This is a genomic window from Mesorhizobium sp. B2-3-12, from assembly GCF_006442205.1.
GTDB lineage: Bacteria > Pseudomonadota > Alphaproteobacteria > Rhizobiales > Rhizobiaceae > Mesorhizobium.
The window spans coordinates 325,965-351,381 of the sequence record NZ_VFVR01000001.1 but is presented as its reverse complement, the minus strand read 5'-3'; the positions used below and the strand labels follow the sequence as shown (position 1 = coordinate 351,381).

Genomic DNA, 25,417 nt, shown 5'->3' with positions numbered 1-25,417 from the left:
ACTATCCACGCTATATGCGCCGCTTGAAGCGAGGATGCGGCACAATGACCGGAACGAAACGATCAAGCGGGGGGCTGGACGCACACCGCCGCAAGCTGTTGTTCCGCTCCTGGCATCGCGGCATGCGCGAGATGGACTTGATCCTCGGCACGTTCGCGGACGCCGAGATCGGCACCTTGACCGCCGAGGAAATCGACCAATATGAGAAGCTTCTCGATATTAACGATACGGAATTCCTGCCGCTGATCACGGGCGAGCGCCCGGTGCCGGCAGAAATCGACTGTGCCGTCCTGCAAAAAATCCTGGCGTCCCGCCGGACCATGACTTTCTGAACACATGACTTTCTGAACACAGGCAATCCAGGAAAAGTGCGAAGCGGTTTTCCCACCGGAATTGCGACAACCAAGACCGTGATTTGATGGCTCTCATCCCCACCATTGGCTTGCCGAAGGGCCGTCCCGGCCAGTTCATCGTCGACGGCGTCGCCGACGGCTACGAAGCTTTCGCGCTGGTACAAACGGCGCTCGAGATCGCACCCGACAAGCCGGTGCTGTTCGTGGCCCGCGACGGCCAGCGCCTGCCTGCCATCATCGAGGCGCTGTCCTTCGTGGCGCCGGGCCTGCCGGTGCTGGAACTGCCGGCCTGGGACTGCCTGCCATACGACCGTGTGTCGCCCGGTTCCGATGCCGCCGCCAAGCGCCTCGATGCGCTGACCGCCATGATCGCGCTGGCGAAGAAACCGCATCGTGCCGTCGTTCTCACAACCGCCAATGCGCTGCTGCAGCGTATTCCGCCGGCGGAGCTTGTCGAGGCACAGACCTTCCACGCCCGGCCCGGCAACCAGATCGACATGAATGCGCTGATCGCGCGGCTGGAGACGTCGGGGTTCGAGCGCGTGCCGACCGTGCGCGGCATCGGCGAATTCGCGGTGCGCGGCGGCATTCTCGACCTGTTCGCTCCGGGCTGGACGGAAGCGCTGCGGCTTGATTTCTTCGGCGACACGCTGGAATCGATCCGCGTCTTCGATGCCGCCACGCAACGCACCACCGGCCAGCGCAAGTCGATGGCGCTGCAGGCGATGAGCGAGGTGGCGCTGACGCCCGAAACCATCAGCCGCTTCCGCCGCGCCTATATCGAGGCCTTTGGCGCACCATCGCGTGACGACGGGCTCTACGCGGCAGTCAGTGAAGGCCGGCGCTTCGCCGGCATGGAGCATTGGCTGCCGTTCTTCTACGAGCGGCTGGAAACCGTGTTCGATTACCTGCCGGACGCACCCGTGGTTTTCGACCACCTGGCGCATGAGGCGCTGGCCGAACGCCATACGCTGATCCTCGACCATTACGAGGCACGCAAGAAGCAGGCTGACGGGGCGCTCAAGGATGCGGTGCCCTACAAGCCGGTTGCGCCGGACCTGCTCTATCTCTCGCCGGACAATCTCAAGGCTTCGCTTGGGGAGCGCGAGGACATCGACTTCACCGTGTTCGATGCGCCCGACGTAGGGGGCAAGAAAGTCTTCCACGCCGGCTCGCGCCATGGTCGCAGCTTCGTCGAGGAGCGCGCCGACCCGAACGTCAACGTCTTCGATGTCGTCGTCCGGCACATAGCCGACGAGCGCGCGGCGCGCCGCCGCGTCGTCATCGCCGGCTGGACCGAAGGCTCACTCGACCGGCTTGGCCAGATCCTGGCGGAGCATCATCTCGGCAATCTCAAGCAGGTCGAGACGCTTGCCCAGGCCGAACAGCTCGAGCCGGGACAGGCTGCGTTGGCCGTGTTGCCACTGGAATCGGGCTTCGAGACCGACAAGCTGGTCGTTGTCGCCGAACAGGACATTCTGGGCGACCGGCTGATCCGGCGCTCGAAGCGCAAGAAGCGCGCATCCGATTTCATCGCCGAGGCCTCGGCTCTGTCGGCCGGCGATATCGTCGTCCATGCCGACCACGGCATTGGCCGCTTCATCGGCCTGCGCACCATCGAAGCCGTCGGCGCGCCGCATGACTGCCTGGAAATCCACTATGCCGGCGACGACCGGCTGTTCCTGCCGGTGGAAAACATCGAGCTTTTGTCGCGCTACGGCTCCGATACGGCCGAGGCGACGCTGGACAAGCTCGGCGGCGGCGCCTGGCAGTCGCGCAAGGCCAAGCTGAAGCGGCGCCTGCTCGACATGGCCGGACAGCTGATCCGCATCGCCGCCGAGCGGCAGATGCGCGCCGCCCCGGCGCTGGTGCCGGCCGAAGGCCTCTATGACGAGTTTGCCGCCCGTTTCCCCTACGAGGAAACCGACGACCAGCAGACGGCCATCGATTCGGTGCGCGACGACCTCGGCGCCGGCAAGCCGATGGACCGGCTGATCTGCGGCGACGTCGGCTTCGGCAAGACCGAAGTGGCGCTGCGCGCCGCCTTCATCGCGGCGATGGAAGGGTTTCAGGTCGCAGTGGTGGTGCCCACGACGCTGTTGTCGCGCCAGCACTTCAAGACGTTCTCGCAGCGTTTCTCAGGGCTTCCCATCCGTGTCGCCCAGGCCTCGCGGCTGGTCGGCGCCAAGGACCTGGCCGAGACCAAGAAGGGCATTGCCGAAGGACAGGTCGATATCGTCATCGGTACCCATGCGCTGCTGGGCTCCGCGATCTCGTTCAAGAATCTCGGCCTGCTGATCATCGACGAGGAGCAGCATTTCGGCGTCAAGCACAAGGAACGGCTGAAGGACCTGAAGACCGATGTCCATGTGCTGACGCTGTCGGCGACGCCGATCCCGCGCACGCTGCAACTGGCGCTGACCGGCGTGCGCGAGCTGTCGCTGATCGCCACGCCGCCGGTCGACCGCATGGCGGTGCGAACCTTCATATCGCCTTTCGATCCGCTGGTCATCCGCGAGACGCTGCTGCGCGAGCGCTATCGCGGCGGCCATTCCTTCTATGTGGTTCCGCGTATCAGCGATCTCGCGGAAATCCATGATTTCCTGAAGGAATCTGTTCCTGAACTGAAGGTCGCCGTGGCCCATGGCCAGATGCCGCCGGGCGAACTCGACGACATCATGAACGCCTTCTACGACGGCCAGTACGATGTGCTTTTGTCGACCACCATCGTCGAATCCGGCCTCGATATCCCGACCGCCAACACGTTGATCATCCACCGCGCCGACATGTTCGGCCTGTCGCAGCTCTACCAGTTGCGCGGCCGCGTCGGCCGCTCGAAGGTGCGCGCCTATGCGCTGTTCACACTGCCGGCCAACCGCAAGCTGACCGACACCGCCGAACGCCGGCTCAAGGTGCTGCAATCGCTCGACACGCTGGGCGCCGGCTTCCAGCTTGCCAGCCACGACCTCGACATCAGGGGCGCCGGCAATCTTCTGGGCGAAGAGCAGTCCGGGCATATCAAGGAGGTCGGCTTCGAGCTCTACCAGCAGATGCTGGAGGAAGCGGTTGCCGAGGTGAAGGATTCCGGCGAGGTCCAGGATGGCGGCTGGTCGCCGCAGATCGCTGTCGGCACGGCGGTTATGATCCCGGAAGGTTACGTGCCGGACCTGCAGCTCAGGCTGGCGCTCTACCGCCGTCTCGGCGATCTCGAAAACACCGAGGAGATCGACGCTTTCGGCGCCGAGCTGATCGACCGCTTCGGTCCGCTGCCGGAGGAGGTGAAGCATCTCCTGAAGATCGTCTTCATCAAGGCGCTCTGCCGCAAGGCCAATGTCGAAAAGCTCGATGCCGGGCCGAAGGGTATCGTCATCCACTTCCGCAGGCGCGAATTTCCCAACCCGGTCGGGCTGGTCAAGTACATCGGCGAACAGGGGTCGCTGGCCAAGATCAGGCCGGACCACAGCGTGGTCTTCATCCGCGACTGGCCCACGGCCGAGAAGCGGCTGGCGGGTTCGGCGGTGGTGATGACCCAGTTGGCTCGGCTGGTCGCCTAGTCGCGGGGAGCATTCGCCAGGGCTGAAATTCCGGTCTAGAATAGGAAATCGGCTTCGTGTATGGAGCCGCAACCCCATAGAGGGACAGGAAATGGCGGGCGAGAGTGTTCGCCGGAAAGAGCGTTGGGTGCAGCGATGACGAAATGGTCGCCGAATTCGTGGAGAGCAAAGCCGATCAAGCAGGTTCCCGCCTATCCGGACCTTGCCGCGCTCAAGAACACGGAAGCCCAGCTCGCCACCTTCCCGCCGCTGGTTTTTGCCGGCGAGGCGCGCAAGCTGAAGAAGCAGTTGGCGAGCGTCGCGGCCGGTGAGGCCTTCCTGCTCCAGGGCGGCGATTGCGCCGAGAGTTTCGCCGAACACGGTGCCGACAACATCCGCGACTTCTTCCGCGTCTTCCTGCAGATGTCGGTCGTGCTGACCTTCGCTGGCGCGCAGCCGGTGGTGAAGGTCGGCCGCGTCGCCGGCCAGTTCGCCAAGCCGCGCTCGTCCGACAACGAGACCAAGGGCGAGGTGACGCTGCCGAGCTACCGCGGCGATATCATCAACGGCATCGAATTCGATCAGAAGTCGCGCATACCCGATCCCGCCCGCCAGGAAATGGCCTACCGCCAGTCGGCGGCGACGCTCAACCTTCTGCGTGCCTTTGCGCAAGGCGGCTATGCCAGCCTGGAGAACGTGCATCGCTGGATGCTGGGCTTCGTATCAGACAGCCCGCAGGGCGAGAAATACGAATCTCTCGCCAACCGCATCACCGAGACGATGGACTTCATGAAGGCCGTCGGCATCACCTCGGAAACCAACTATGCACTGCGCGAGACCGACTTCTACACCAGCCACGAAGCGCTGCTGCTCGGCTACGAGGAGGCGCTGACTCGCGTCGATTCGACCTCCGGCGATTGGTACGCCACGTCGGGCCACATGATCTGGATCGGCGATCGCACGCGCCAGCCCGACCATGCGCATGTCGAATATTGCCGTGGCATCAAGAACCCGCTCGGCTTGAAATGCGGTCCGTCGCTGACGCCGGATGGCCTTTTGGAACTGATCGATCTGCTGAACCCCGAAAACGAGCCCGGCCGGCTGACGCTGATCGCCCGTTTCGGCTCCGACAAGGTTGCCGACCATCTGCCGAAGCTGGTGCGCGCGGTGCAGAAGGAAGGCCGCAGCGTGGTCTGGTCGTCGGACCCGATGCATGGCAACACGATCGAGGCGGCCGGCTACAAGACGCGGCCCTTCGACCGTATCCTGAAGGAAGTGCAGACCTTTTTCGAGGTGCACCGCGCCGAAGGCACCCATCCGGGCGGCATTCATGTCGAGATGACCGGCAAGAACGTCACCGAATGCACCGGTGGCGCCCGCGCCATCACGGCCGAGGAGTTGCAGGACCGCTACCACACTCATTGCGATCCGCGCCTCAACGCCGACCAGGCGATCGAGCTGGCCTTCCTGGTCTCTGACCTTTTGAAGAAGAGCCATCCGGTGCAGCACAGGCAGGCCGCGAACGGCTGATCCTGGCAATTGGACCGATAAAGCAAAGGCGCCTGGGAAACCCGACGCCTTTTCCATTTTCGGCTTTTTGTGTGTGCCTCCGACCGTGCTGGCGCGACCGGCAAAAAGCGCAGGCTTCAGTCTTTCTTGTAGAGCAGCCAACTCTTGCCGGCTCGTCCCATTGTCGAATGCCTGGTGACGCGGTTGCGACCGCTGACCTTGGAGCGGTAGAGCGCCCGATCCGCCTTGGTGTAGAGGTCTTCAGGCCCTTCGGCTTCTGATGCCATGCAGATACCCATCGATACCGTCACGGTGCCGTAGTTCATGCCGGTCTGGCTGCTGGTGAACGGCGTCTGCTCGATCAGGGCACGAATGCGTTCCGCGATGTCGTAGGTGGCGTCCTCGCTGGCGCCCTCGATGATCAGCGCGAACTCCTCGCCGCCGGTGCGGGCGACGAACATGTCGCCGCGAATGCTGGTCTGGAAAATCTCGGCGATGATCTGGATGATCTTGTCGCCGACAGGATGGCCATAGCGGTCGTTAATGTCCTTGAATCGGTCGATGTCGACAAGGATCAGGGCATTGAACAGGATACCCTTGTTGCTGTTGTAGATTCGGGTGATTTCCTTGTCGAAGGCGCGGCGGTTCCAGATCTGGGTCAACGGATCCGTATCCGCCAGCCGCTTGTATTCCTCGAGCTTCGACTTGACGCTCTCCAGTTCGGCCGTCTTGTCGTTGAGCATCGAAGCGACCTGCCGGCCGTGATCGATCGTCGAATTGGTGGCAACGGCCATGGCGCCGGCTATCTTCTGCAGAAGATCCTGGGAGAGAAGGCTACGGTTGCTCAGGCCGCTGGACGTCTCATCGAGAATCCGGCCGTATTTCTCGATGTGGCTGCGCTCGCTGCGCAGCAGCGACGCCACTTCCTCGAGTTCCCTGGCGATGACGTCCCTGGCATGCTCGACGATGCCGGGACCATGATTGTGGGCAAAGAAGGCGCGCCCGATCTGATCCAGCTCATCCTGCGTCGGCCGGTTGCTCAGCGATACGACGGCAAGACTGAGCTCGCGGTTGGTGCCGCTCAAGGCTTCGTAGAAGATCTCGTAGTTGCGCGGCAGGCCCAGCACGCCAAGCTGGCGCATGGTCGCGACGACGGTGCTTGCAATGTCGGTGCTTCGTTCGGTCTGGGCTGCTACCGGCTGCATGGTCTGTTCGCTTCCCCTCGGATGCCGCAACGGAATTTGTGAATTCCGCGTGCCACCGCTGGGGAATGCTATTCGGTAGTCCAGAACACTCTGCGAAGAGGCGCGTCCCCACACGCGACCTTCGTTTGGCACACCATAAATTCAGTAGCGCTAAAGTTTCCTTAATTCGCAGAACTGCCGCCGGTTTTGTCTACCCCCGGCTGTAAAGGCGTCCAACCCAGGCATCATCACCGCGCATCGAGGCCTGCTTTGTCCGGCCTCCGACGGGGTTCATGAATCACGCCGCTGAAAGTGAAACTGAATTCCGTATTTGCTACGCCAGTACATGTCGCTTTTGCTAGCGTGTGGCGGCCGCAAATCGGGAATCCTCACGAGGTGGCAGGTAGGTTCTTCAAAGGGCGCCGAATGAGTGACGATCACCAGGGATCATGTCTGTGCGGAGCGGTCCGCTTCCGGACAAAGGGGGCGCTGCGTGGCGTTGTCTACTGCCATTGTTCGCAATGCCGTAAACAGAGCGGGCATTTCTATGCCGCGACCAATGTCGCCGATACCGACATCGCGATCGAGGGTGCGGAAAGCATCACCTGGTACGAAGCGTCCGGCTTCGCCAGGCGCGGCTTCTGCAAGGCATGCGGATCAGTGCTGTTCTGGAAGGCAATGGATCAGGACTATATTTCGGTCTTGGCGGGATCGTTCGACAAGCCAACGGCGCTCAAGGGTGAATGTCATATCTTCGTCGGCGACAAGGGCGACTATTATTCGATAGACGATGGGCTGCCGCAGTTTGAAAAGTCTACGCCATCCATACCGGTGGCCGAATGAAATTTGGACGATCCGCCTTATTCCATTGATCGGGGCATTGCTTTATCCCGGGCCGGTGATTCCGAGAGGGGCCTGGGCATGCAGCGGCTGATCGACGCTTTTTTCAATTCGGTGCGGGCGTTTCGCAAGCTGACCGCGAGCGAGAAGGCCTTTCAGCAGGAGCTTATGCTGCTGGTGCTGGCCCTGCCGGCCGGATGGTTCATCTCGATCTCCTGGCGTGGCTACGCCTTGCTGATCGGCGCGGTGCTGCTGATGATCATGGTCGAGGTGCTGAATACCGGCATCGAGGCGGCCTGCGACGCGTTCAGCCGGGAGTTCAATGTCGACATCCAGCTGGCCAAGGACTGCGGCTCGCTCGCGGTGCTGATTTCGGTGGTCATTGTCGCCGGCGTCTGGGGCATCGCCATCATCGAGCGGATCACCGGCTTCCCCATCTGATCTCCTCGCGAGACGGCGTCATTGCTCCCGGCCGCGCTCCCGCTTGGCGAGGTGGCGACCGACAAGCCAGGCCAGTACGGCCACGGCAAGGGCGATGCCAAGCCCGACGAACAGCCGCTCGTGGCGCATCAGCGCCTGGCCAATCAATTGTTCGGCTCCCAATCCGAAGACATAGCCGATCGTGCTGAACAGCATCGCCCAGATCACCGATGAGATGGCGTTGAGGATAACGAAACGCGGCGCGGCTATGGTCGAAAGGCCGGCCGCGATGCCGCCGACCAGACGCATGCCGTAGACATAGCGGTTCGACAGCACGAAGATGTTGGGATGGGTGTTGAGCAGACGGTAGGCGCGGCGAAAGCCGGGCCGCCGGCGCAACCTGACGACATGGCGGTTGTCGGCGAAACTCCTGCCGAGGATGAAGAAGAAGGTGTCGCCGACAAAGGCCCCGAGCGCTGCCGCGACAAAGGCATGCCACAGCACGAAAACATGCTGGTGAGCGAAGAAGCCTCCCAGGATGGCGGCACTTTCGCCTTCAGCCACGCAGCCGAGAAAAACCGCCAACAGCCCGTATTGTTCGATGAAGTGATGAATCGCCTCGGTCATGACGCCGACTGCTGTGACAGTCTTTCATCGATCCGCTTGATCACTTCCGCCAGCCGCGCGATTTCGTCGCGCATGCCGATGATCTGGCTGTGGCGCAGTTCGTCCAGTTTCTCATGCAGCGCCATGATCTCGATCTCGGCCTTCAGATTGACCTCGTAGTCGTGAGCGGCATCGATGCGGTCGCGCTCGGTCTGGCGGTTCTGCGCCATCATGATCACCGGCGCCTGCAAGGCGGCGACCATCGACAGGACGAGGTTGAGGAAGATGAAGGGGTAGGGGTCGAACGCATCGCGCGACAACAGCCAGACATTGCCTGTTGTCCACAGGAACAGGAAAACGAGAAAGCCGACGATGAACGACCAGGAGCCACCGATGCGGGCAATCGTATCGGCGAGGCGGTCACCAAAGGTCTGGTGGAAGGCGACGGCCTTGTTGGTGTCCCGGGTGATGGTGGTGCGCTCGATGGTGCTTTGCAGCACCCGGTTCTCCAGGGCACTGAGACCATCCGGCTTTCGCTTCAGCCAGCGGTTCGCCAGATCGTCGATCGTCTTGTTCATGGCCATCTCCAAGGGCTTTGCTGCGCTAGAGGTAGAGGCTGCCGGCCCGGGCGGGAAGTGCTAGATTGAGGCGAACCGAGAGGGACCGATGGCCGACTTCAAGAAAATTCGCGCTCGCGCGGCAAACCGCAAGGGCAGCGAGGCGGAACTGGCCTCCCTGTTGGGGCCGCTGCCCGACAATGCGGCGGTGGCCGACATCACCGACGACCGTATCCTCTCGACAATGGCCGAGCGCGTCTTTGCCGCCGGTTTCGTCTGGCGCGTCATCGAGCAGAAATGGCCGGGATTCGAGGAGGCGTTCCTGCGCTTCGAGCCCAAGCGGCTGTTGTTCCAGCCCGACGATTTCTGGCACGATCTGGCTTCCGACCAGCGCATCGTGCGCAACCCGCAAAAGATCAAATCCGTTCGCGACAATGCCGCCTTCGTCGAGCATGTCTCGAAAGAACATCGCGGTTTCGGCCAGTTCCTCGCCGACTGGCCCGCCGACGACCAGGTCGGGCTGATGGCCTATCTCGGCAAGCATGGCAGCCGGCTCGGCGGCAACACCGGCCAGTATTTCCTGCGCTGGCTGGGCTGGGACGCTTTCGTCATCTCGGCCGACATGGCCGCCGCCTTGCGCGACGCCGGCCTCGACATCGCTGAAAATCCGACCTCGAAGAGGGATCTGGACAAGATCCAGCTCCAGATCAACCGCTGGGTGGCGGATACTGGCCTGCCGCGCCGGCATATTTCGCGCATCCTCGCGATGTCCATCGGTGAAAACCATTCGCCGCAATCGCTGCGCGAGTATATGGGCGACGATTAACGGTCTGAATTGGTCCAAGCGAACGCCATTGCGGGGCGGATTTCGCCGCGCTAAGTCAGCAGGCATGACCAAGAAGCTCGACATTCTGCGTATCGCCATCGCCCAGCTCAACCCGACTGTCGGCGATGTCGCCGGCAACCTCGCCAAGGCGCGCGAGGCGAGGGCGGATGCCGCCCGCCAGGGCGCCGATCTCGTGCTCTACACAGAGCTTTTTCTCGCCGGTTATCCGCCGGAGGATCTGGTGCTCAAGCCGGCCTTCCTCAAGGCATGCGAGCGGGCGGCACAGGATTTTGCCGCCGATACCGCCGATGGCGGTCCGGGCGTCATCATCGGCACGCCGCTGAAGCGCAAGAGCGGCACGCATAATTCCATCGTCTTCTGCGATGGCGGCAAGATCATCGCCGAGCGCTACAAGCTCGATCTGCCGAATTATGGCGAGTTCGATGAAAAGCGCGTCTTCCAGGCCGGGCCCGAGATCCAGGGACCGGTCAATTTTCGCGGGGTGCGCATCGGCATACCGATCTGCGAGGACATCTGGGGCGAGGTCGGCATCTGCGAGACGCTGGCCGAAAGTGGGGCGGAAATCCTGCTGGTGCCGAACGGCTCACCCTATTACCGCGCCAAGATCGACGTTCGCCACCAGGTCGTCATCAGGCAAGTGATCGAATCCGGCCTGCCGATCATCTATGCCAACCAGCTCGGCGGCCAGGACGAGCTGATCTTCGACGGCGCTTCCTTCGCCATTGGCGCCGACAAGACGCTCGCCTTCCAGATGAGCCAGTTCGAGGACGCGGTCGACGTCACCACCTGGAAGCGGACCGACAATGGCTGGGTCTGCTCCGAAGGCCCGATGTCGAAAATTCCGGAACGGGAGGAAGCCGACTACCGCGCCTGCATGCTCGGCCTGCGTGACTACGTCAACAAGAACGGCTTCAAGAATGTCGTGCTCGGCCTCTCCGGCGGCATCGATTCGGCGATCTGCGCGGCGCTTGCAGTGGACGCGCTGGGCGAGGAGCGGCTGCGTGCAGTCATGATGCCATATCGCTACACCTCGAAGGATTCGCTCAAGGACGCCGAGGACTGCGCCCGCGCGCTCGGCTGCCGCTACGACATCGTGCCGATCTTCGAGCCCGTCGAAGGGTTTTTGCATGCGCTGACGCAACTCTTCGAGGGCACGAAGGAAGGGATCACCGAGGAGAACCTGCAGAGCCGCGCACGCGGCACCATCCTGATGGCGATCTCCAACAAGTTCGGCTCGATGGTCGTCACGACAGGCAACAAGAGCGAGATGTCGGTTGGCTACGCCACGCTCTACGGCGACATGAATGGCGGCTTCAATCCGATAAAAGACCTCTACAAGATGCAGGTCTACGCGCTGTCGCGCTGGCGCAACAGCCATGTGCCGCCGGGCGCGCTCGGGCCTTCGGGCGAGGTGATCCCGAAGAGCATCATCGACAAGGCGCCGTCGGCGGAACTGCGTGAGAATCAGACCGACCAGGATTCTTTGCCGCCCTATCCGGTGCTGGACGATATTCTGGAATGCCTGGTCGAAAACGAGATGGGCGTCGACGACATCGTGGCGCGCGGCCATGACCGGGCGACGGTGACGCGCATCGAACATCTGCTTTACATCGCCGAATACAAGCGCCGTCAGGCGGCGCCCGGCGTGAAGATCACCAGGAAGAATTTTGGCCGCGACCGCCGCTATCCCATCACCAACCGTTTCAGGGACCGCGGCTAGCGAGCCTTTGCTTTTGAGAGCCTTGGGGGGCGTGCATGTTTATCAGCTATTTCAAGGGAACGCCTGAATACCACATCGTCTGCTTCAAGAACGGGCAGATCCGGCAGCAGGGACGCGGCATCAGCTTCTGGTACGGCACGTTTGGCACCACCATCGCCACGGTGCCGGTGACCTCGCTCGACAATCCGTTCATCTTCACCGAAACCACGGCTGATTTTCAGGATCTGGCGATCCAGGGCTCCGTCAGCTACCGCATCGTCGATCCGGTCAAGGCGGCGGAAGGCTTTGATTTCAGCGCCAAGCTCGGCCGATCCGACGTTGCCGGCGACGGCCGCGAGAAGATCGCCGAGCGCCTGGTGCTGGCTATCCAGAGCCGCGCACGGGCCGTTGTTTCGAGCATGACGCTCGAACAGGCGCTGGCCGAGGTGACCAAGCTCGGCGGCAATCTTGCCGATCTGCTGCGCAACGATCCGATCGCCTCGACCGCGGGCCTGTCGATCGAGGAGGTCCATATTACGTCGGTCCAGCCGACACCGGAAATCCGCAAGGCCCTGCAGACCGAATATCGCGAGGCGCTGCAGCGCCAGGCCGACGAAGCGATCTATGCGCGCCGGGCGCATGCGGTGGAAAAAGAACGCGAGATCAAGCAGAGCGAACTGGCAACCGAGATCGAACTGGCCGAACGCAACAAGCTGCTGGTCGACACGGAAGCCCGTAACAAGCTGACATTGGCCGAGGCCGCCGCCAAGGCGCAGCAGCTCGAACTGACCGTCTATTCGTCGGCACCCGCCAATGTGCTGACGGCCATGGCGTTCAAGGCGTGGGCGGAAAAGGGCGGCTCGGTCGGCAATCTGTCGATCACGCCTGATATGTTGACCAGCGCGCTGAGCCAACTCGCCGCGCCGGCGAAGACCGACAAGTGACCTAGAAAGTGGCCGGCGACCAGGGCGATAGACCGATCGACCGGGTGATCGTCGTCACCCGCAAGACCGAGCTCGAGGAACTGACCGCGCGTTTCAACACGCAAGGCCAGGCCCGCTTCTATCTCAGGCAAGCGGGTATGAATTTCGACCCGGTCAAATCAGCGCACGATATCTATCATCGCGCGCTCGACCGGGTGATGGGTTCGCTTCCGCCAGGTCTCAAACAATTGCGGCTCGACCGCGAACTGGTGCCGCAATTCGAATTCGGCTCGGATGTCGTGATCGCGCTCGGCCAGGATGGGCTGGTCTCCAACACCGCGAAATACCTGCCGCACCAGCCGCTGATCGGCATCAATCCAAATCCCGCGCTTTTCGACGGCGTTCTCTTGCCGTGGAATGCCGACGATACCGAAAAGGTCCTCGACCTGACGATGTCCGGCAAGGCGCGGCGCCAGGCGGTGGTGATGGCCGAGGCGCGTTCCAATGACGGAAGGCGGCTGATTGCCTTCAACGATCTCTTCGTCGGCGCCAGCACCCATGTCTCGGCACGCTACGAACTGACCTATGGTGGCCGGACCGAGCGGCAATCATCAAGCGGCATCATCATTTCGACCGGCGCTGGTTCCACCGGCTGGCTGCGCTCGGTCATGGCGGGGGCGGCCGGTCTGGCCGCGGCCTATGGCGACACATCGGTGCCGACATTGCCGCCGCGGGGCTACGACCGAGAAGGCGAGCAGTTGTTCTTCTCGGTGCGCGAGCCGTTTCCGAGCAACACGACAGGCGTGTCCCTCGTCCATGGCGTGATCACCCGCGACCGGCCGCTGGTCGTGTCTTCGCGGCAGAGCAAGGGTGGCGTCATTTTCAGCGACGGGATGGAGGTCGATTTCGTCGAGTTCAATTCCGGCACCGACGTGACCATCGCGATCGCCGATCAGAAGGCCTATCTGGTGGTGCCGTGAGTACCGCGCCAGCAACGGCCTCCGAAACCAATGCCATTCGAAGGTGAAGCATGCCCGACTGTGAAATTGACTTCGACCTGTCACGCATCGATTTCCGCACAACCTCCGACCTGTTGATGGCGAGCTACTGGGGGGCGGGACGCAGCGATGACTTTCATCGCCGGGCCTTTGCCAACTCGTTCTGCGCCGCCGCTTACATTGCTGGCAAACAGGTCGGTTTCGGCAGGGCAATCACCGACCGCACGGTATTCGGCTATCTCGCCGACATCATCATCTGGCCCGAACATCGCGGGCAAGGCATCGGTTCGCGGCTGGTGCGGGCACTCATCGAGCATCCTGAACTCAGCACCGTCTCGCATTGGAGCCTGTCGACCAGCGACGCGCATGGGGTCTATGAAAAGCTCGGCTTCAAGGCATCGACGGATGGTCGATACATGCGTCTCGATCGTGCGCCGCCTGCCGGGTAACACCATGGGACGACGATAGGCATCGGTTGCACTGTTGCAAAATCGCCTCATCGGCTGGGCCAGAAGCGCTTTTGGCCATGGCTTGGCTTGGCTGGCGATCGAAGCATCCCTATAACGGCCTCTCCGCGATTCCCTTCAGGGAGGACCGAATGCCAGGATTTGACATCGTTATGCGAGGCCGCGAAGCCTAGGTCTGTGCCGGTGTTCCGAAGTATCGGAACCACACCGGACGCAGAAAAGGCATTTGCCGCTGCCGGTCACCGCCCACGGGCGGGCCACCGACCATAGCCGAACCTCCGCATTCACGGGCACTTTGCCCAGGCGCGGTTTTCAATTTTCGACTTTACTGGGATCGGGCTCGTTCGCGCCCGAATGACATCATGGCTCGTTTCAAGATCGATTTGCGCGCGAGCGCCTTTCGCAGCGTTCTTGGTTTCACGCTAACCCATTGGCGGCGCCAGCCCTGGCGGCTTTCGCTGATCATGGGTGGTTTCCTGCTGTCTACGCTGGCCGACGTCCTGACACCGCTCTATTCCGGCCGGCTGGTCGATGCAGTCGCCAGCAGCGCCGGCGCGGACGCCATTGCCTGGAATGCCGCGATGACGGCATTCTCGATTCTGATGGCGCTGGCGCTTACCGGCGTGGTGCTGCGCAACCTTGCCTTCATGGGAATCGTCGAGCTGACGCTGAAGATGATGGCCGACATCGCCGCGGACGCCTTCCACCGCGTCCAGCGCTTCTCAACCGACTGGCACGCCAACTCGTTTGCCGGCTCGACCGTGCGCAAGGTGACGCGCGGCATGTGGGCGCTCGACCTGCTCAACGACACCATCCTGATCGCGCTGCTGCCGTCGCTGGTCATGCTCGTCGGCTCGACGCTGCTGCTCGGCTGGTTCTGGCCGCTGATGGGCGCGGTCGTCGCGGCCGGTTCGGTGCTGTTCATCACCGTGACGGCGATGCTGTCGCTCGGCTACGTCGCACCCGCGGCAAGGCTCGCCAACACCTGGGACACGCGCCTCGGCGGCTCGCTGGCCGACGCGGTGAGCTGCAACGCCGTGGTCAAGGGCTTCGGCGCCGAGGAGCGCGAGGAACGCCGCCTCGCCAGGGTGGTCGCCAAATGGCGTGCGCGCACACGGCGCACCTGGGTGCGCGGCACCATCAACGGTACCACGCAAGGGGCGCTGCTGCTGGTCATGCGGGCCGCGGTGATCGGCCTGGCACTGATGCTGTGGTCGTGGGGGCAGGCGAGCGCCGGCGATGTCGCCTTCGTGCTGACCTCGTTCTTCGTGCTGCAAGGCTATTTGCGCGATATCGGCACGCATATCCGCAATTTGCAGCGTTCGATCAACGACATGGAGGAACTGGTCGATTTCCAGTCGGAATCGCTCGGCATCGAAGATCGGCCCGGTGCTGGTCCGATCGCCATCACGCAGGGCCACATCGCCTTCGACAACGTCACCTTCCACTACGGCAATCACCGGTCGCCGCTCTACCGCGACTTTTCGGTCGATATCGCGCCGGGGGAACGTGTCGGGCTCGTCGGTCACTCGGGTTCGGGCAAGACAACCTTCGTCAAGCTGATCCAGCGGCTCTATGACGTGAACGCCGGAAAGATCGTGATCGACGGACAGGATATCTCGCGGGTCGCGCAAGCGTCGCTGCGCGGCCAGATCGCCATCGTCCAGCAGGAACCGATCCTGTTCCACCGCTCGCTGGCCGAAAACATCGCCTATGCCAGGCCTTGCGCGACACGGGAGGAGATCGAGCATGCCGCCAGGTTGGCGAGCGCGCACGACTTCATCACCAACCTGCCGAAGGGCTATGGCACGCTGGTCGGCGAACGTGGCGTGAAACTGTCAGGTGGCGAGCGCCAGCGCGTGGCGATCGCCCGCGCTTTCCTGGCCGATGCGCGCATCCTGATCCTGGACGAGGCGACCTCGAGCCTCGATTCGGAATCGGAGGTGCTGATCCAGCAGGCGATGGAACGGCTGATGGTCGGCCGAACGACGCTTGTCATCGCTCACCGGCTCTCCACGGTGCGGGCGCTCGACAGGCTGCTGGTCTTCGATCGCGGCAGAATCGTCGAGGAAGGCTCGCATGACGAGTTGATCCGGCTGAAGGGCGGCATCTACCGCCGCCTGTTCGAGCGCCAGGCGCTCGAGCTGACCAAGGGCCTCGTCAACTGACCTGGATGGCCTCCGGCTTGGCCCGGAGGCCATCCATCGCGCTCCCAGCGGCCAGGATGGCGCAAGGCACGTGATCGCAGGCCCGGCTCTATACTGGCCCAGCAAATCCGCCAGTGAACTCTTCTCCAGATCGCGTCTGTTTACGTTACCGACCGAGATTCGTTGTTTCTACTTTTGGTTGCTGTATACCTCTGAAGGGCAACCTAAGCGGTCTCACGATGCATCTTCTTTCCGAAAACACCGGTGTGGGAAGGGTGGCTGCGCCATCGGTGCTGGACTCCCAGCACGGCTCGGTCCGGCCCCTCGTCGCTGAAGATCTCGAGCGCGTCGCCACGCTCTTCCTGACGAAGTTTCGCCGGCGTCGGCACCAATTGCGCGATCTGGCGATCGCGGAGACGGCCGAATATATGAGAAGGATCTATCTTGACCCCGCCAGCCAGCCCGGTGCGAGCAGCGCTCTTGTCCAGATCAACCCGCAGGGCGATCTGGGCGGATTCCTCGGCGTCCTGAAAGCCGGTTACGAACTCAACGGAACGGCATTGAATGCGGCGATCATCGGCCCGTTCATGGCCGACCCTGGCGCCGACCATGGCTCGGCGGGACCTCAATTGCTGCGTGCCCTGCATCAAGGCGAGTTCGATCTGCAACTGACGGATTCGGCCAACCGGGTCTCCCTGGCCTTCGCGCGTCCGATGAAATACCAGCTCCTGCCGGTCCATTGCCTGGGATGGACCTATATCTTCCAGCCGGCCGCGATGGCCGCCGCCGCACTGCACCGTAAATGGCCCCGCCTGCCTCGTTTGGCCCTCGATCCCTGCGCGAGAGCATTCGACGCTTTCACGAAACGGAGGTTCGGGCCGCCCGTCCAGCCTTCATCGTCGCATAGGGTCCATGCGGAGCCGATCACCGCGGCCCAATTTGCCGAGCGGCTGCCGGCCCTCCTGTCCGACTACGCTCTTCGGCCGACCTGGACGGATGGCGAGCTGCCGCGACTGCTCGCGCTGGCGGCCGAGAAGCGGGCCGACGGTCCACTTCATTTCGGCGGGACTTATGACGAGACGGGCAGAATGCTCGGCTGCTATGCCTTCTACGGCCAGGCCGGCGACATGGCGAACCTGTTGCAGATCCAGGCTGCCGGACCACACTGGGGCGCGACGCTGGATAGCCTTGTCGCGGCGGCGCGGGACATGGGCTGCGCGGGCCTCACCGGGCAGACCCAGAGCAGGTTCATGCCTCATCTCTTCGGCTACAGGAATGTCTTCTTCCGCTATGCCGGCGGGACGATGGTCCGCTCGCGAATAGCCGAGGTCACGCAAGCGGTCCGCTCCGGCGACATCGCCATCGGCGGATTGATGGGCGACCGCTGGACCCGCCTCAGCTCCGACGATTTCGGCCGCTGATCGCCTTCAGCGGTTTCTTCGTCGGCTTCACGGCAGGCTTGCCTCAGTCTTTTCATTCCAGCCGCCATGTTCTATGTCTGCGGCACGGCGCGGGGGCGCATCTTGTCAATCACAAAGGCATCCGGTACGCCCCGCTCATGACAGTTACCGTTCGTTTCGCCCCGTCACCGACCGGCCGCATCCATATCGGCAATGCGCGCACCGCTCTGTTCAACTGGTTGTTCGCCCTCAACAACAAGGGCCGTTTCATCCAGCGCTTCGACGACACCGATATTGCCCGTTCGAAGCAGGAGTTCGCCGACGCCATCCTTTACGACCTGCACTGGCTGGGCATTTTCCCCGATGCCACGGAATATCAGTCGCGGCGCTTCGAAATCTATGACGCTGCGGTCGAGGGGCTGAAGGCGGCGGGGGTTCTCTATGCCTGCTACGAAACGCCGGAAGAACTCGATCTCAGGCGAAAAGTGCGCCGCACGCGAGGCCTGCCGCCGGTCTATGGCCGCGAGGCATTGGCGCTGACGACAGAGCAGGTGGCCGAATATCAGGCCGACGGGCGCCGGCCCCACTGGCGCTTCCTGTTGCCCAATTTCTCCGGCGATCCGCTGCAGCCGGAGCGCACCGAGATCCACTGGAACGATCTGGTGCGGGGCGAGGAGACGGTGGATCTGGCTTCGCTGTCCGATCCGGTGCTGGTGCGCGAGGACGGCACCTATCTCTATACGCTGCCCTCAGTCGTCGACGACATCGAGATGGGCGTCAGCCATGTCATCCGCGGCGACGACCACGTCACCAACACCGGTGTGCAGATCGCCTTGTTCAAGGCGCTTGGCGCCGAGCCGCCCGTCTTCGGCCACCACAATCTCCTGACCACGGTCTCGGGCGAGGGGCTGTCGAAGCGCACGGGCGCGCTCTCCATCGAGAGCCTGCGCGAAGACGGCATCGAACCGATGGCCGTCGCTTCGCTGGCCGTGCTGGTGGGCACATCGGAGAATGTCGCGGCCGCGCATGATTTGACCGAACTCGCCGGCCATTTCGACCCGGCCGCGACCTCGAAATCGTCGTCCAAGTTCGATCCGGCCGAACTGTTCGTGCTGAACCGGGTACTGCTGCATCACATGCCGTTTGATGAGGCTCGGGACCGGCTGATGGTGCTGGGCATTTCCGGTGAACAGGCCGAACCGTTCTGGCTGGCGGTGCGCGGCAATCTCGACCGGCTGGCCGATGCGGTTGCCTGGTGGCGTGTCCTGCGCGAGGGACCGCGGGAGAAGCCCGAATTTTCCGACGACGACCGCGATTTTCTGCACCAGGCGCTGGATCTCCTGCCCGAGGAGCCGTGGAACGGGACGGTCTGGAAGGATTGGACCGGCAAGGTCAGGGAAGCGACCGGCCGCAAGGGCAAGTCGCTGTTCATGCCGCTCAGGCTTGCCCTTACCGGACTGCCTTCGGGGCCGGAGCTTGCAGATCTATTGCCGCTGATGGGTCGGGAAGGAACGTTGGCCCGACGACCCTGATCTTGCGCTGTTCGGGAGGCACGGCCGAAACGGGCGATGTCACCGGCTTGGCCGAAAGGCGCTTGATGGCTTCACGGTCGAGCCCGCCTTCCATATTGGCCAGGGTCTCGGGATCGGCGCCCGGATCGGGCTTCGTGGCCGGCACCGGAACAAACGGCGCCGCATCCGGTTCGGGCTGTGCCTGTTGCTGGCTTGGCGGGTTGCCGCCAATGATCTGGAAATTCTGCGCGGCATTGCAGCCGCAAGCGGGCGGTCGCGACATGTTGGGCTGTTTGTAGAGATAGGCGGTCGGCAATTCGCCGTAGGGCCTGCCGGTGACCGAGGACGTCATCGATGCCGAATCGTCGTCCATGCCGCGCGAATAGAAGACCTGCATCTCCGTGCCGGGGCATGCCGATTCGCAATTCTTCTGGTCGCGCTCGAAATCGCCGGCCGAGGCGGCGTTCGACATGGGGAAGAAATAGCCGTCGCAAGTGCGCACGCAACTGGTGTGGAATTCGCCGCCGCCGCCCGCAACGTCCGGAATGCCGGGCTGATTCAGGACGCGGCTGACGTCGCCTTCCTCGCCCGAATCGTCAGGCTGGTCCAACGCATCGATCCGCCGGTTGTCGCCGCCGAAAAGCTGGTCGAACAGGTTCGCATTGCCCCCATCTTCCCGATCGGCGTCTTCACGGCTGGCTTCCCGCATGGGCGCGCGGCGGGGAGCCACGGCATCGTCACGGCAGTCATTGGCGTCGAGCGCCGCCAGGATGCGGCCCCGGTCGCGGCGTGAACCGCCGTCGGCAAGCTGGGCACGCTTGGCCTGCAGGCTGTCGAGATTGGCGTTCATGCGATCGATGGTGGCGTTCAGCCCGGCGCACTGGTTGATGTTGCGCGAAAACAGCGAGAACCCGCAGCCGGCGCTGTTCGCCTGGCCGCGAGCCTTGGAGATCTGTTCGCGCTGCCTTTCGATCGCGGCGTCGTATTTGCGGACCAGTGCCGGGCCACCCCCGCCGCCGCGCGAGGCCGCGGCGAGATCGGCCTCCAGTTGACGGCAGACCCGCGAAGCGGCTTGCGGCTCATTGACCGCCGCGCCGGACAGCAGCAGGCCAAGCAGAACGGCGGCATGCGCCTGCTTCAAACCTCCGCTTGCCATCCGCCTCGATCCCGCTTGCCTGTGGTCGCCAAGGCTACCCCGTTCGCGGTTAATCGTCCATTTCGGAAAGTCGCCTTGTTGCCGGCTGAAAAGCGGCAGCCATTCAATATGCCCGTCAGGCGATGGGCCCGGCCAGCCGTCAGAACTTGTAGTTCATGCCGATCCTGACGGTACTGAACGCGTTGTCGAAAACGGTGTTGGAGTTAGGCGCGTAGTTGATCGTCTGGTCCCGCAGGTCGACATATCGATATTCGGCATTCGCCGACCAATGATCGGTGATTGCCTGCTCCAGCCCCGCGCCAATGGTCCAGCCAACCTTGGTGCTCTTTTCGGAAAAGCTGTTGGCTGACCCATCGAGATATTGGTTCTCGACGCTACCGAAAGCGAGGCCGCCGGTCCCGTAGATGAGGGTGCGGTCGAACGCATAGCCCGCCCTGGCGCGGATGGTTCCGAACCAATCCACCTTGGTGTCGTAGACATCGGCCCCGCTGACATTGACCTCGTCGGAATGGCCCTTGATATCGGCACCCGAAATATCGGCCTCGATTCCCAGAACCGCGGCGTTGACCTGGTAATTGTAGCCGATCTGGACACCGCCCAGGAAACCGTCGGTGTCGTAATCCTGCGAACCCCGGATCGTCGGCGTGTTTGGCAGATTGTAGGTGGCATCGGTGCTGCCAAAACCATAGCCGAGATGCCCGCCGACATAGACGCCGGACCAGTCGTGCACGGCCGGCTCCGACCCGATGGCGTCGGCGGCGAACGCCTTTGCGCCAATCACAGTCAGCATTGCCGAAGCGAGCAACAGGGCTCTCATGACATTCTCACGGCCTGGTAAGACGGCGGTGACCATATCAAATTAACCGGTTCCGAGAAATCCGCATTCGTTCAATGTCGGATTTCTCGGTTAAGCGTTGTTGGTCCGCAACACTCGATCCGGCCAACGTCGCCCGCCGCGCGTCGGCAAGACGGCCGAATCTATCCGTGTCGCGGGGCCGGTTCAGTCCAGATTGGCGATCGCCTGCGCCTTGTGCGCGGCCTCGACCACGGCCAGCGCGGTCATGTTGACGACGCCGCGCGAGGTCACCGAGGGCGTCAATATGTGCGCCGGCTTGTCGGTGCCGAGAAGGATGGGTCCGACATGTAGCGCATCCATCATGGCCCGCAGCGCCGTCAGCGTGATGTTGGCCGAATCGAGATTCGGGAACACAAGAAGGTTGGCTTCACCCTTCAGGCGCGAATGCGGATAGACGCGTTGGCGCAGATGCTCCGACAAGGCCGAATCGGCGTGCATTTCGCCATCGCACTGCAGCTCTGGCGCGATACGCGCCAGGATGGCAGCGGCCTGCCGCATCTTCAGCGCGCTCGGCGAATCGCGCGAGCCGAAATCCGAATGCGACAACAGTGCCGCCTTCGGCTCGATGCCGAAGCGCTGGATTTCCTCGGCCGCCAGCACGGTCATCTCGGCGATTTCCTCGGCCGTCGGGTCGACGGAGACGTGGGTGTCGGTGAGGAAGATGATGCCGCGTTGCGAGATCAGCATGGACAGGGTCGACAGGTCGCGATCCTTGATGCCGGTGCGCGGCCCAATGATCAGCGTCACATTGCGCAGATGCCGCTCGAAACGGCCTTCGAGGCCGCAGACCATGGCGTCGGCATCGCCGCGCTTCAGGGCCAGCGCCGCGATCACCGTATTGTCGGTGCGCACCATGGTGCGTGCCGCCTCCGTCGTCACGCCGCGCCGTCCGGCGAGTTCGATCAGGAGGTCGACATAGTGGCGGTAGCGCGGATCGTCCTCCGGGTTGATCAGGCCGAAATCGAGGCCTGGCTTGATGCGCAGGCCGTAGCGCTTGAGCCTGACCTCGATGACATGCGGGCGGCCGATCAGGATCGGCTCGGCGATGCCTTCCTCCAGCACCACCTGGGCTGCTCGCAACACGCGTTCGTCCTCGCCGTCGGCGTAGATGACGCGCTTGGCGCTGGAGGCCTTGGCGGACGAGAACACCGGCTTCATCACCAGGCCGGAGCGGAAGACGAAGCGGTTGAGCTTGTCGATATAGGCGGCGAAATCGGTGATTGGCCGTGTAGCGACACCAGTGTCGCAGGCTGCCTTGGCGACCGCCGGCGCGATGCGCAGGATGAGCCTGGGATCGAAAGGCGAGGGGATCAGGAATTCGGGCCCGAAGACCGGCGTCTCGGCTGAATAGGCGCGTGCGGCGACGTCCGAAGGCTCTTCGCGGGCAAGGGCGGCGATGGCCCGCACCGCCGCCATCTTCATCTCCTCGTTGATGGCGCTGGCGCCGCAGTCGAGCGCACCCCTGAAGATGTAGGGGAAGCAAAGCACGTTGTTGACCTGATTGGGAAAATCGGAACGGCCGGTGCAAATCATCGCATCGGGACGCGCCGCGCGCGCCACTTCCGGCATGATCTCCGGATTGGGATTGGCCAGCGCCAGGATCAACGGTTTCGGCGCCATGTGCTGCAGCAGTTCCGGCTTCAGCACGCCGGCGGCCGAGAGACCGAGGAAAACATCGGCGCCTGGGATGACGTCGGCCAGCGTGCGCGCCTCGGTGTCCTTCACATAAGGGTCCTTCCAGCGGTCCATCTCGTCGACACGGCCCTTATAGGCGACGCCGAAACGGTCGGTGACCCAGATGTTCTCGACGCGCACACCGAGCGAAACGAGCAGATTGAGGCAGGCAAGGGCGGCTGCACCCGCGCCGGAGGTGACGACCTTGATCTCCGAAATGGTCTTGCCCGCGAACTCCAGCCCGTTGAGCACGGCGGCGGCGACGATGATGGCGGTGCCGTGCTGGTCGTCATGGAACACCGGTATGCTCATGCGAGCCTTGAGGCGCTCCTCGACTTCAAAACATTCCGGCGCCTTGATGTCCTCTAGGTTGATGCCCCCGAAGGTCGGTTCCAGTGCGGCAACGGTCTCGACCATGCGCTCGATTTCCGGCGCGTCGATCTCGATGTCGAAGACGTCGATGCCGGCGAATTTCTTGAACAGGACCGCCTTGCCCTCCATCACCGGCTTGGAGGCCAGCGGCCCGATATTGCCGAGGCCGAGCACGGCCGATCCGTTGGAGACGACACCGACCAGGTTGGCGCGCGCCGTGTAGTCGGCGGCTGTCGCCGGATTGTCACGGATCTCAAGGCAGGGAGCGGCGACGCCGGGCGAATAGGCGAGCGCCAGGTCGCGCTGGTTGCCGAGCGGCTTGGTTGCCTGGATCTCGAGCTTTCCCGGCGTCGGGTGCTTGTGGAAATAGAGGGCGGCTTCGTCGAGGTCCGAACGTGCCGTTTTCTTGTTCTCGCCTTCCATGCGGCCGCTCCTCGAAACCTGCTTCGGCAGTCCTTTTAGCATGAGGCCAAGGTTTTTCACGACGCTAATTGACGCGCCGGCAGCTTTAAATGCCGGCGCGTCAAAATCCGTATTTGTCAGATGGTTACGGCCGTTTCATGCCAAGCCGGGTTGCGTGCCGGGCGAGCGCGCCGATCAAAATGCGCTGACGTAGAGACCGCCATCGACGGGTATGTTCTGCCCGGTCAGATAGCCGGCATGAACAGAGCACAGGAAGGCGCAGATCTGGCCGAATTCCTCCGGCGTGCCGAGCCGCTTGGCCGGTACATCGGCACTGATGCGTGTCTTGCGCGCTGCGGCGGCCTTGGGATCCTCTGGCGTGCCGGCCTCATGCGGGCCGCGCAGCCGGTCGGTGTCGAGCTTGCCGGGCAAGAGGCTGTTGATGGTGACGTTGCGATCGACCACCGTGCGCGCCACGCCGGCAAGGAACGACGTCAGGCCGGCGCGCGCACCCGATGACAGGTCAAGGCCGGGAATGGGGACATAGACCGACAGCGAGGTGATGTTGACGATGCGCCCGAAGCCGCGCGCCGCCATGCCGTCGATGACCGCCTGCACCAGTTCGATCGGCGTCACCATGTTCTGGGTGACGCCTTCGAGGATTTTTCCGCGGTCGAGCTCGCGGAAATCGCGCAAGGGCGGACCGCCATTGTTGTTGACCAGGATGTCCGGCTCGGGGCAGGCGGCGAGCAACGCCTTCTGCACCTCCGGGTTCGAAACGTCGCCGACGACCTCCGTCACCGTCACGCCATGGCGCTGGCGCAGCTCCGCGGCGGTTTTCGCGACCAGCTCCGCATTGCGCCCATTGACGACGATGTCGCAGCCCGCCTCGGCCAGCGCCATGGCGCAGCCGCGCCCAAGCCCCTTGCTCGAAGCACAGACGATGGCTTTCTTTCCGCGGATACCAAGATCCATGACGATTTTCTCCTTTGATTTGCCCGGCAGGCTAGCCCTCGGGCTGGACCAATCGCAACCGTCATACGGTTGTTGCATGAATCGGCGCATAGGCTGCTTGAAAGCAAGGGTGAAATCGCGATGTCAGGCCAAGAGCCCCGCACTTTCCGCAGCATGTTCATTTCCGACGTCCATTTGGGCTCGAAGGCGGCCAAGGCCGATTTCCTGATCGATTTCCTGCGCTACCACGATGCCGACATCATCTATCTGGTCGGCGATATCGTCGACGGCTGGCGCCTCAGGCGCAGCTGGCACTGGCCGCAAAGCCACAATGACGTCGTGCAGAAATTGCTGCGCAAGGCGCGCAAGGGCGCCTCGATCACCTATATCGCCGGCAATCACGACGAATTCGCCCGCCAGTTCCAGGGCGTGCATTTCGGCGGCATCGTCGTTGCCGACCGCGCCATCCACGAAACCGCCGATGGCCGCCGGCTGCTGGTCATCCATGGCGACCAGTTCGACACCGTCGTCCACAACCAGCGTTGGCTCGCTTATCTCGGCGACCATGCCTATGACGCCGCCATGCAGGTCAACCGGGTGATCACCCGGCTGCGCCAGTTGCTCGGCCTGCCTTACTGGTCGTTTTCGTCCTGGGCCAAGGTCAAGGTCAAGAAGGCGGTGAACTTCATCGGTTCGTTCCAGACCGTGCTCAGCGAGGAAGCGCGCCGTTCGCATGTCGACGGCGTCATCTGCGGGCACATCCACCATGCCGCCATCGAAAGCTATGGGGACGTGCAATATATCAACACCGGCGACTGGGTGGAGAGCTGCACCGCCGTAGTCGAACATTTCGACGGCCGCATGGAAATCCTGACCTGGGCGCATGTCCTGCCCGAGGCGCCTGACGAGCCCTTCATTCCGATGCTCATCGAGGACAGGCCAATGCTGATCGAGAACAGGGTGCAAGCCGCCTGAGGCGCAAGCCGGCGCGCGCTTTCTGGTGTTGATC

21 protein-coding genes are annotated in these 25,417 nt (G+C 63.2%); 14 read left to right on the top strand and 7 right to left on the bottom strand.

All coding sequences use genetic code 11. The features are described from left to right. Window positions 1–44: 44 nt before the first annotated feature. The 3 genes from FJ948_RS01815 to FJ948_RS01805 all read left to right on the top strand — a co-directional run bounded on the left by FJ948_RS01815 (window position 45) and on the right by FJ948_RS01805 (window position 5,416). Entirely contained in the window at window positions 45–332 is a 288-nt protein-coding gene (locus FJ948_RS01815) for a succinate dehydrogenase assembly factor 2 (RefSeq protein ID WP_140701503.1), read from the top strand. Window positions 333–418: 86 nt separating this feature from the next. Continuing rightward, window positions 419–3,907 carry a transcription-repair coupling factor gene (gene mfd / locus FJ948_RS01810; protein WP_140701502.1) on the top strand — a complete coding sequence of 1,163 codons (3,489 nt, stop codon included), beginning with the start codon at window positions 419–421 and terminating at the stop codon, window positions 3,905–3,907. A 135-nt stretch (window positions 3,908–4,042) separates the two neighbouring features. After that, window positions 4,043–5,416 (top strand): 3-deoxy-7-phosphoheptulonate synthase class II, encoded by a 1,374-nt coding sequence (locus FJ948_RS01805; protein ID WP_140701501.1) that lies wholly within the window; start codon window positions 4,043–4,045, stop codon window positions 5,414–5,416. Window positions 5,417–5,532: 116 nt separating this feature from the next. On the opposite strand, the gene FJ948_RS01800 is transcribed toward FJ948_RS01805, so the two are convergent. Beyond that, window positions 5,533–6,600, bottom strand: coding sequence for a diguanylate cyclase (locus tag FJ948_RS01800; RefSeq protein WP_140701500.1), 1,068 nt, complete (start codon window positions 6,598–6,600; stop codon window positions 5,533–5,535). A 405-nt stretch (window positions 6,601–7,005) separates the two neighbouring features. Here FJ948_RS01800 and FJ948_RS01795 point away from each other — a divergent pair, with 405 nt between their 5' ends. Together FJ948_RS01795 and FJ948_RS01790 are read left to right on the top strand one after the other, a co-directional pair. Then, a complete protein-coding gene (locus tag FJ948_RS01795) occupies window positions 7,006–7,422 on the top strand; it encodes a GFA family protein (protein ID WP_140702190.1) in 417 nt (138 codons plus the stop codon). Between the two features lie 78 nt (window positions 7,423–7,500). Beyond that, window positions 7,501–7,860, top strand: a complete 360-nt coding sequence (locus FJ948_RS01790) for a diacylglycerol kinase (RefSeq protein ID WP_140701499.1) — start codon at window positions 7,501–7,503, stop codon at window positions 7,858–7,860. A gap of 18 nt (window positions 7,861–7,878) precedes the next feature. Here FJ948_RS01790 and FJ948_RS01785 read toward each other — a convergent pair whose 3' ends face one another. Both FJ948_RS01785 and FJ948_RS01780 read right to left on the bottom strand, forming a co-directional pair. Next, entirely contained in the window at window positions 7,879–8,466 is a 588-nt protein-coding gene (locus tag FJ948_RS01785; protein ID WP_140701498.1) for a DedA family protein, read from the bottom strand. Further along, a complete protein-coding gene (locus FJ948_RS01780) occupies window positions 8,463–9,023 on the bottom strand; it encodes a DUF1003 domain-containing protein (RefSeq protein ID WP_140701497.1) in 561 nt (186 codons plus the stop codon). Before FJ948_RS01780 ends, FJ948_RS01785 begins: the two co-directional genes overlap by 4 nt. A gap of 88 nt (window positions 9,024–9,111) precedes the next feature. Between FJ948_RS01780 and FJ948_RS01775 the strand changes: the two genes are divergently transcribed. The 8 genes from FJ948_RS01775 to gltX all read left to right on the top strand — a co-directional run bounded on the left by FJ948_RS01775 (window position 9,112) and on the right by gltX (window position 19,015). Then, complete coding sequence (locus tag FJ948_RS01775) at window positions 9,112–9,828, top strand: DNA-3-methyladenine glycosylase I (protein ID WP_140701496.1); 717 nt, start codon at window positions 9,112–9,114, stop codon at window positions 9,826–9,828. Between the two features lie 64 nt (window positions 9,829–9,892). Further along, window positions 9,893–11,569, top strand: a complete 1,677-nt coding sequence (locus tag FJ948_RS01770; RefSeq protein ID WP_140701495.1) for an NAD+ synthase — start codon at window positions 9,893–9,895, stop codon at window positions 11,567–11,569. Between the two features lie 35 nt (window positions 11,570–11,604). After that, on the top strand, window positions 11,605–12,492 hold the full coding sequence (locus tag FJ948_RS01765; protein WP_140701494.1) for an SPFH domain-containing protein: 888 nt from the start codon (window positions 11,605–11,607) through the stop codon (window positions 12,490–12,492). Window positions 12,493–12,500: 8 nt separating this feature from the next. Then, window positions 12,501–13,451, top strand: a complete 951-nt coding sequence (locus FJ948_RS01760) for an NAD(+)/NADH kinase (RefSeq protein ID WP_210242259.1) — start codon at window positions 12,501–12,503, stop codon at window positions 13,449–13,451. 50 nt (window positions 13,452–13,501) lie between these two features. Continuing rightward, a complete protein-coding gene (locus FJ948_RS01755) occupies window positions 13,502–13,918 on the top strand; it encodes a GNAT family N-acetyltransferase (RefSeq protein WP_140701493.1) in 417 nt (138 codons plus the stop codon). 380 nt (window positions 13,919–14,298) lie between these two features. Continuing rightward, window positions 14,299–16,104 (top strand): ABC transporter ATP-binding protein, encoded by a 1,806-nt coding sequence (locus FJ948_RS01750; protein ID WP_140701492.1) that lies wholly within the window; start codon window positions 14,299–14,301, stop codon window positions 16,102–16,104. Window positions 16,105–16,322: 218 nt separating this feature from the next. Further along, entirely contained in the window at window positions 16,323–17,504 is a 1,182-nt protein-coding gene (locus FJ948_RS01745) for a hypothetical protein (protein ID WP_140701491.1), read from the top strand. 137 nt (window positions 17,505–17,641) lie between these two features. Further along, window positions 17,642–19,015 (top strand): glutamate--tRNA ligase, encoded by a 1,374-nt coding sequence (gene gltX, locus FJ948_RS01740; protein ID WP_140701490.1) that lies wholly within the window; start codon window positions 17,642–17,644, stop codon window positions 19,013–19,015. Here gltX and FJ948_RS01735 read toward each other — a convergent pair. The 4 genes from FJ948_RS01735 to FJ948_RS01720 all read right to left on the bottom strand — a co-directional run bounded on the left by FJ948_RS01735 (window position 18,933) and on the right by FJ948_RS01720 (window position 24,429). Further along, window positions 18,933–20,150 carry a DUF2865 domain-containing protein gene (locus FJ948_RS01735; protein WP_140701489.1) on the bottom strand — a complete coding sequence of 406 codons (1,218 nt, stop codon included), beginning with the start codon at window positions 20,148–20,150 and terminating at the stop codon, window positions 18,933–18,935. The two genes, gltX and FJ948_RS01735, sit on opposite strands and share 83 nt — an antisense overlap. A 139-nt stretch (window positions 20,151–20,289) precedes the next feature. Beyond that, window positions 20,290–20,967, bottom strand: coding sequence for an outer membrane protein (locus tag FJ948_RS01730; protein WP_140701488.1), 678 nt, complete (start codon window positions 20,965–20,967; stop codon window positions 20,290–20,292). Between the two features lie 183 nt (window positions 20,968–21,150). Continuing rightward, window positions 21,151–23,475, bottom strand: coding sequence for an NADP-dependent malic enzyme (locus tag FJ948_RS01725; RefSeq protein WP_140701487.1), 2,325 nt, complete (start codon window positions 23,473–23,475; stop codon window positions 21,151–21,153). Between the two features lie 174 nt (window positions 23,476–23,649). Next, window positions 23,650–24,429, bottom strand: a complete 780-nt coding sequence (locus FJ948_RS01720; protein WP_140701486.1) for an SDR family oxidoreductase — start codon at window positions 24,427–24,429, stop codon at window positions 23,650–23,652. Between the two features lie 120 nt (window positions 24,430–24,549). Between FJ948_RS01720 and FJ948_RS01715 the strand changes: the two genes are divergently transcribed. Next, window positions 24,550–25,383, top strand: coding sequence for a UDP-2,3-diacylglucosamine diphosphatase (locus FJ948_RS01715; protein WP_140701485.1), 834 nt, complete (start codon window positions 24,550–24,552; stop codon window positions 25,381–25,383). Window positions 25,384–25,417: the final 34 nt, after the last annotated feature.

Excerpts from the sequence above, each read along its gene's own strand:
- FJ948_RS01815 (WP_140701503.1), top strand. The coding sequence starts at position 45 with ATGACCGGAACGAAACGATCAAGCGGGGGGCTGGACGCACACCGCCGC.
- mfd (WP_140701502.1), top strand. The coding sequence starts at position 419 with ATGGCTCTCATCCCCACCATTGGCTTGCCGAAGGGCCGTCCCGGCCAG.
- FJ948_RS01805 (WP_140701501.1), top strand. The coding sequence starts at position 4,043 with ATGACGAAATGGTCGCCGAATTCGTGGAGAGCAAAGCCGATCAAGCAG.
- FJ948_RS01800 (WP_140701500.1), bottom strand. The coding sequence starts at position 6,600 with ATGCAGCCGGTAGCAGCCCAGACCGAACGAAGCACCGACATTGCAAGC.
- FJ948_RS01795 (WP_140702190.1), top strand. The coding sequence starts at position 7,006 with ATGAGTGACGATCACCAGGGATCATGTCTGTGCGGAGCGGTCCGCTTC.
- FJ948_RS01790 (WP_140701499.1), top strand. The coding sequence starts at position 7,501 with ATGCAGCGGCTGATCGACGCTTTTTTCAATTCGGTGCGGGCGTTTCGC.
- FJ948_RS01785 (WP_140701498.1), bottom strand. The coding sequence starts at position 8,466 with ATGACCGAGGCGATTCATCACTTCATCGAACAATACGGGCTGTTGGCG.
- FJ948_RS01780 (WP_140701497.1), bottom strand. The coding sequence starts at position 9,023 with ATGAACAAGACGATCGACGATCTGGCGAACCGCTGGCTGAAGCGAAAG.
- FJ948_RS01775 (WP_140701496.1), top strand. The coding sequence starts at position 9,112 with ATGGCCGACTTCAAGAAAATTCGCGCTCGCGCGGCAAACCGCAAGGGC.
- FJ948_RS01770 (WP_140701495.1), top strand. The coding sequence starts at position 9,893 with ATGACCAAGAAGCTCGACATTCTGCGTATCGCCATCGCCCAGCTCAAC.
- FJ948_RS01765 (WP_140701494.1), top strand. The coding sequence starts at position 11,605 with ATGTTTATCAGCTATTTCAAGGGAACGCCTGAATACCACATCGTCTGC.
- FJ948_RS01755 (WP_140701493.1), top strand. The coding sequence starts at position 13,502 with ATGCCCGACTGTGAAATTGACTTCGACCTGTCACGCATCGATTTCCGC.
- FJ948_RS01750 (WP_140701492.1), top strand. The coding sequence starts at position 14,299 with ATGGCTCGTTTCAAGATCGATTTGCGCGCGAGCGCCTTTCGCAGCGTT.
- FJ948_RS01745 (WP_140701491.1), top strand. The coding sequence starts at position 16,323 with ATGCATCTTCTTTCCGAAAACACCGGTGTGGGAAGGGTGGCTGCGCCA.
- gltX (WP_140701490.1), top strand. The coding sequence starts at position 17,642 with ATGACAGTTACCGTTCGTTTCGCCCCGTCACCGACCGGCCGCATCCAT.
- FJ948_RS01735 (WP_140701489.1), bottom strand. The coding sequence starts at position 20,150 with ATGGCAAGCGGAGGTTTGAAGCAGGCGCATGCCGCCGTTCTGCTTGGC.
- FJ948_RS01730 (WP_140701488.1), bottom strand. The coding sequence starts at position 20,967 with ATGAGAGCCCTGTTGCTCGCTTCGGCAATGCTGACTGTGATTGGCGCA.
- FJ948_RS01725 (WP_140701487.1), bottom strand. The coding sequence starts at position 23,475 with ATGGAAGGCGAGAACAAGAAAACGGCACGTTCGGACCTCGACGAAGCC.
- FJ948_RS01720 (WP_140701486.1), bottom strand. The coding sequence starts at position 24,429 with ATGGATCTTGGTATCCGCGGAAAGAAAGCCATCGTCTGTGCTTCGAGC.
- FJ948_RS01715 (WP_140701485.1), top strand. The coding sequence starts at position 24,550 with ATGTCAGGCCAAGAGCCCCGCACTTTCCGCAGCATGTTCATTTCCGAC.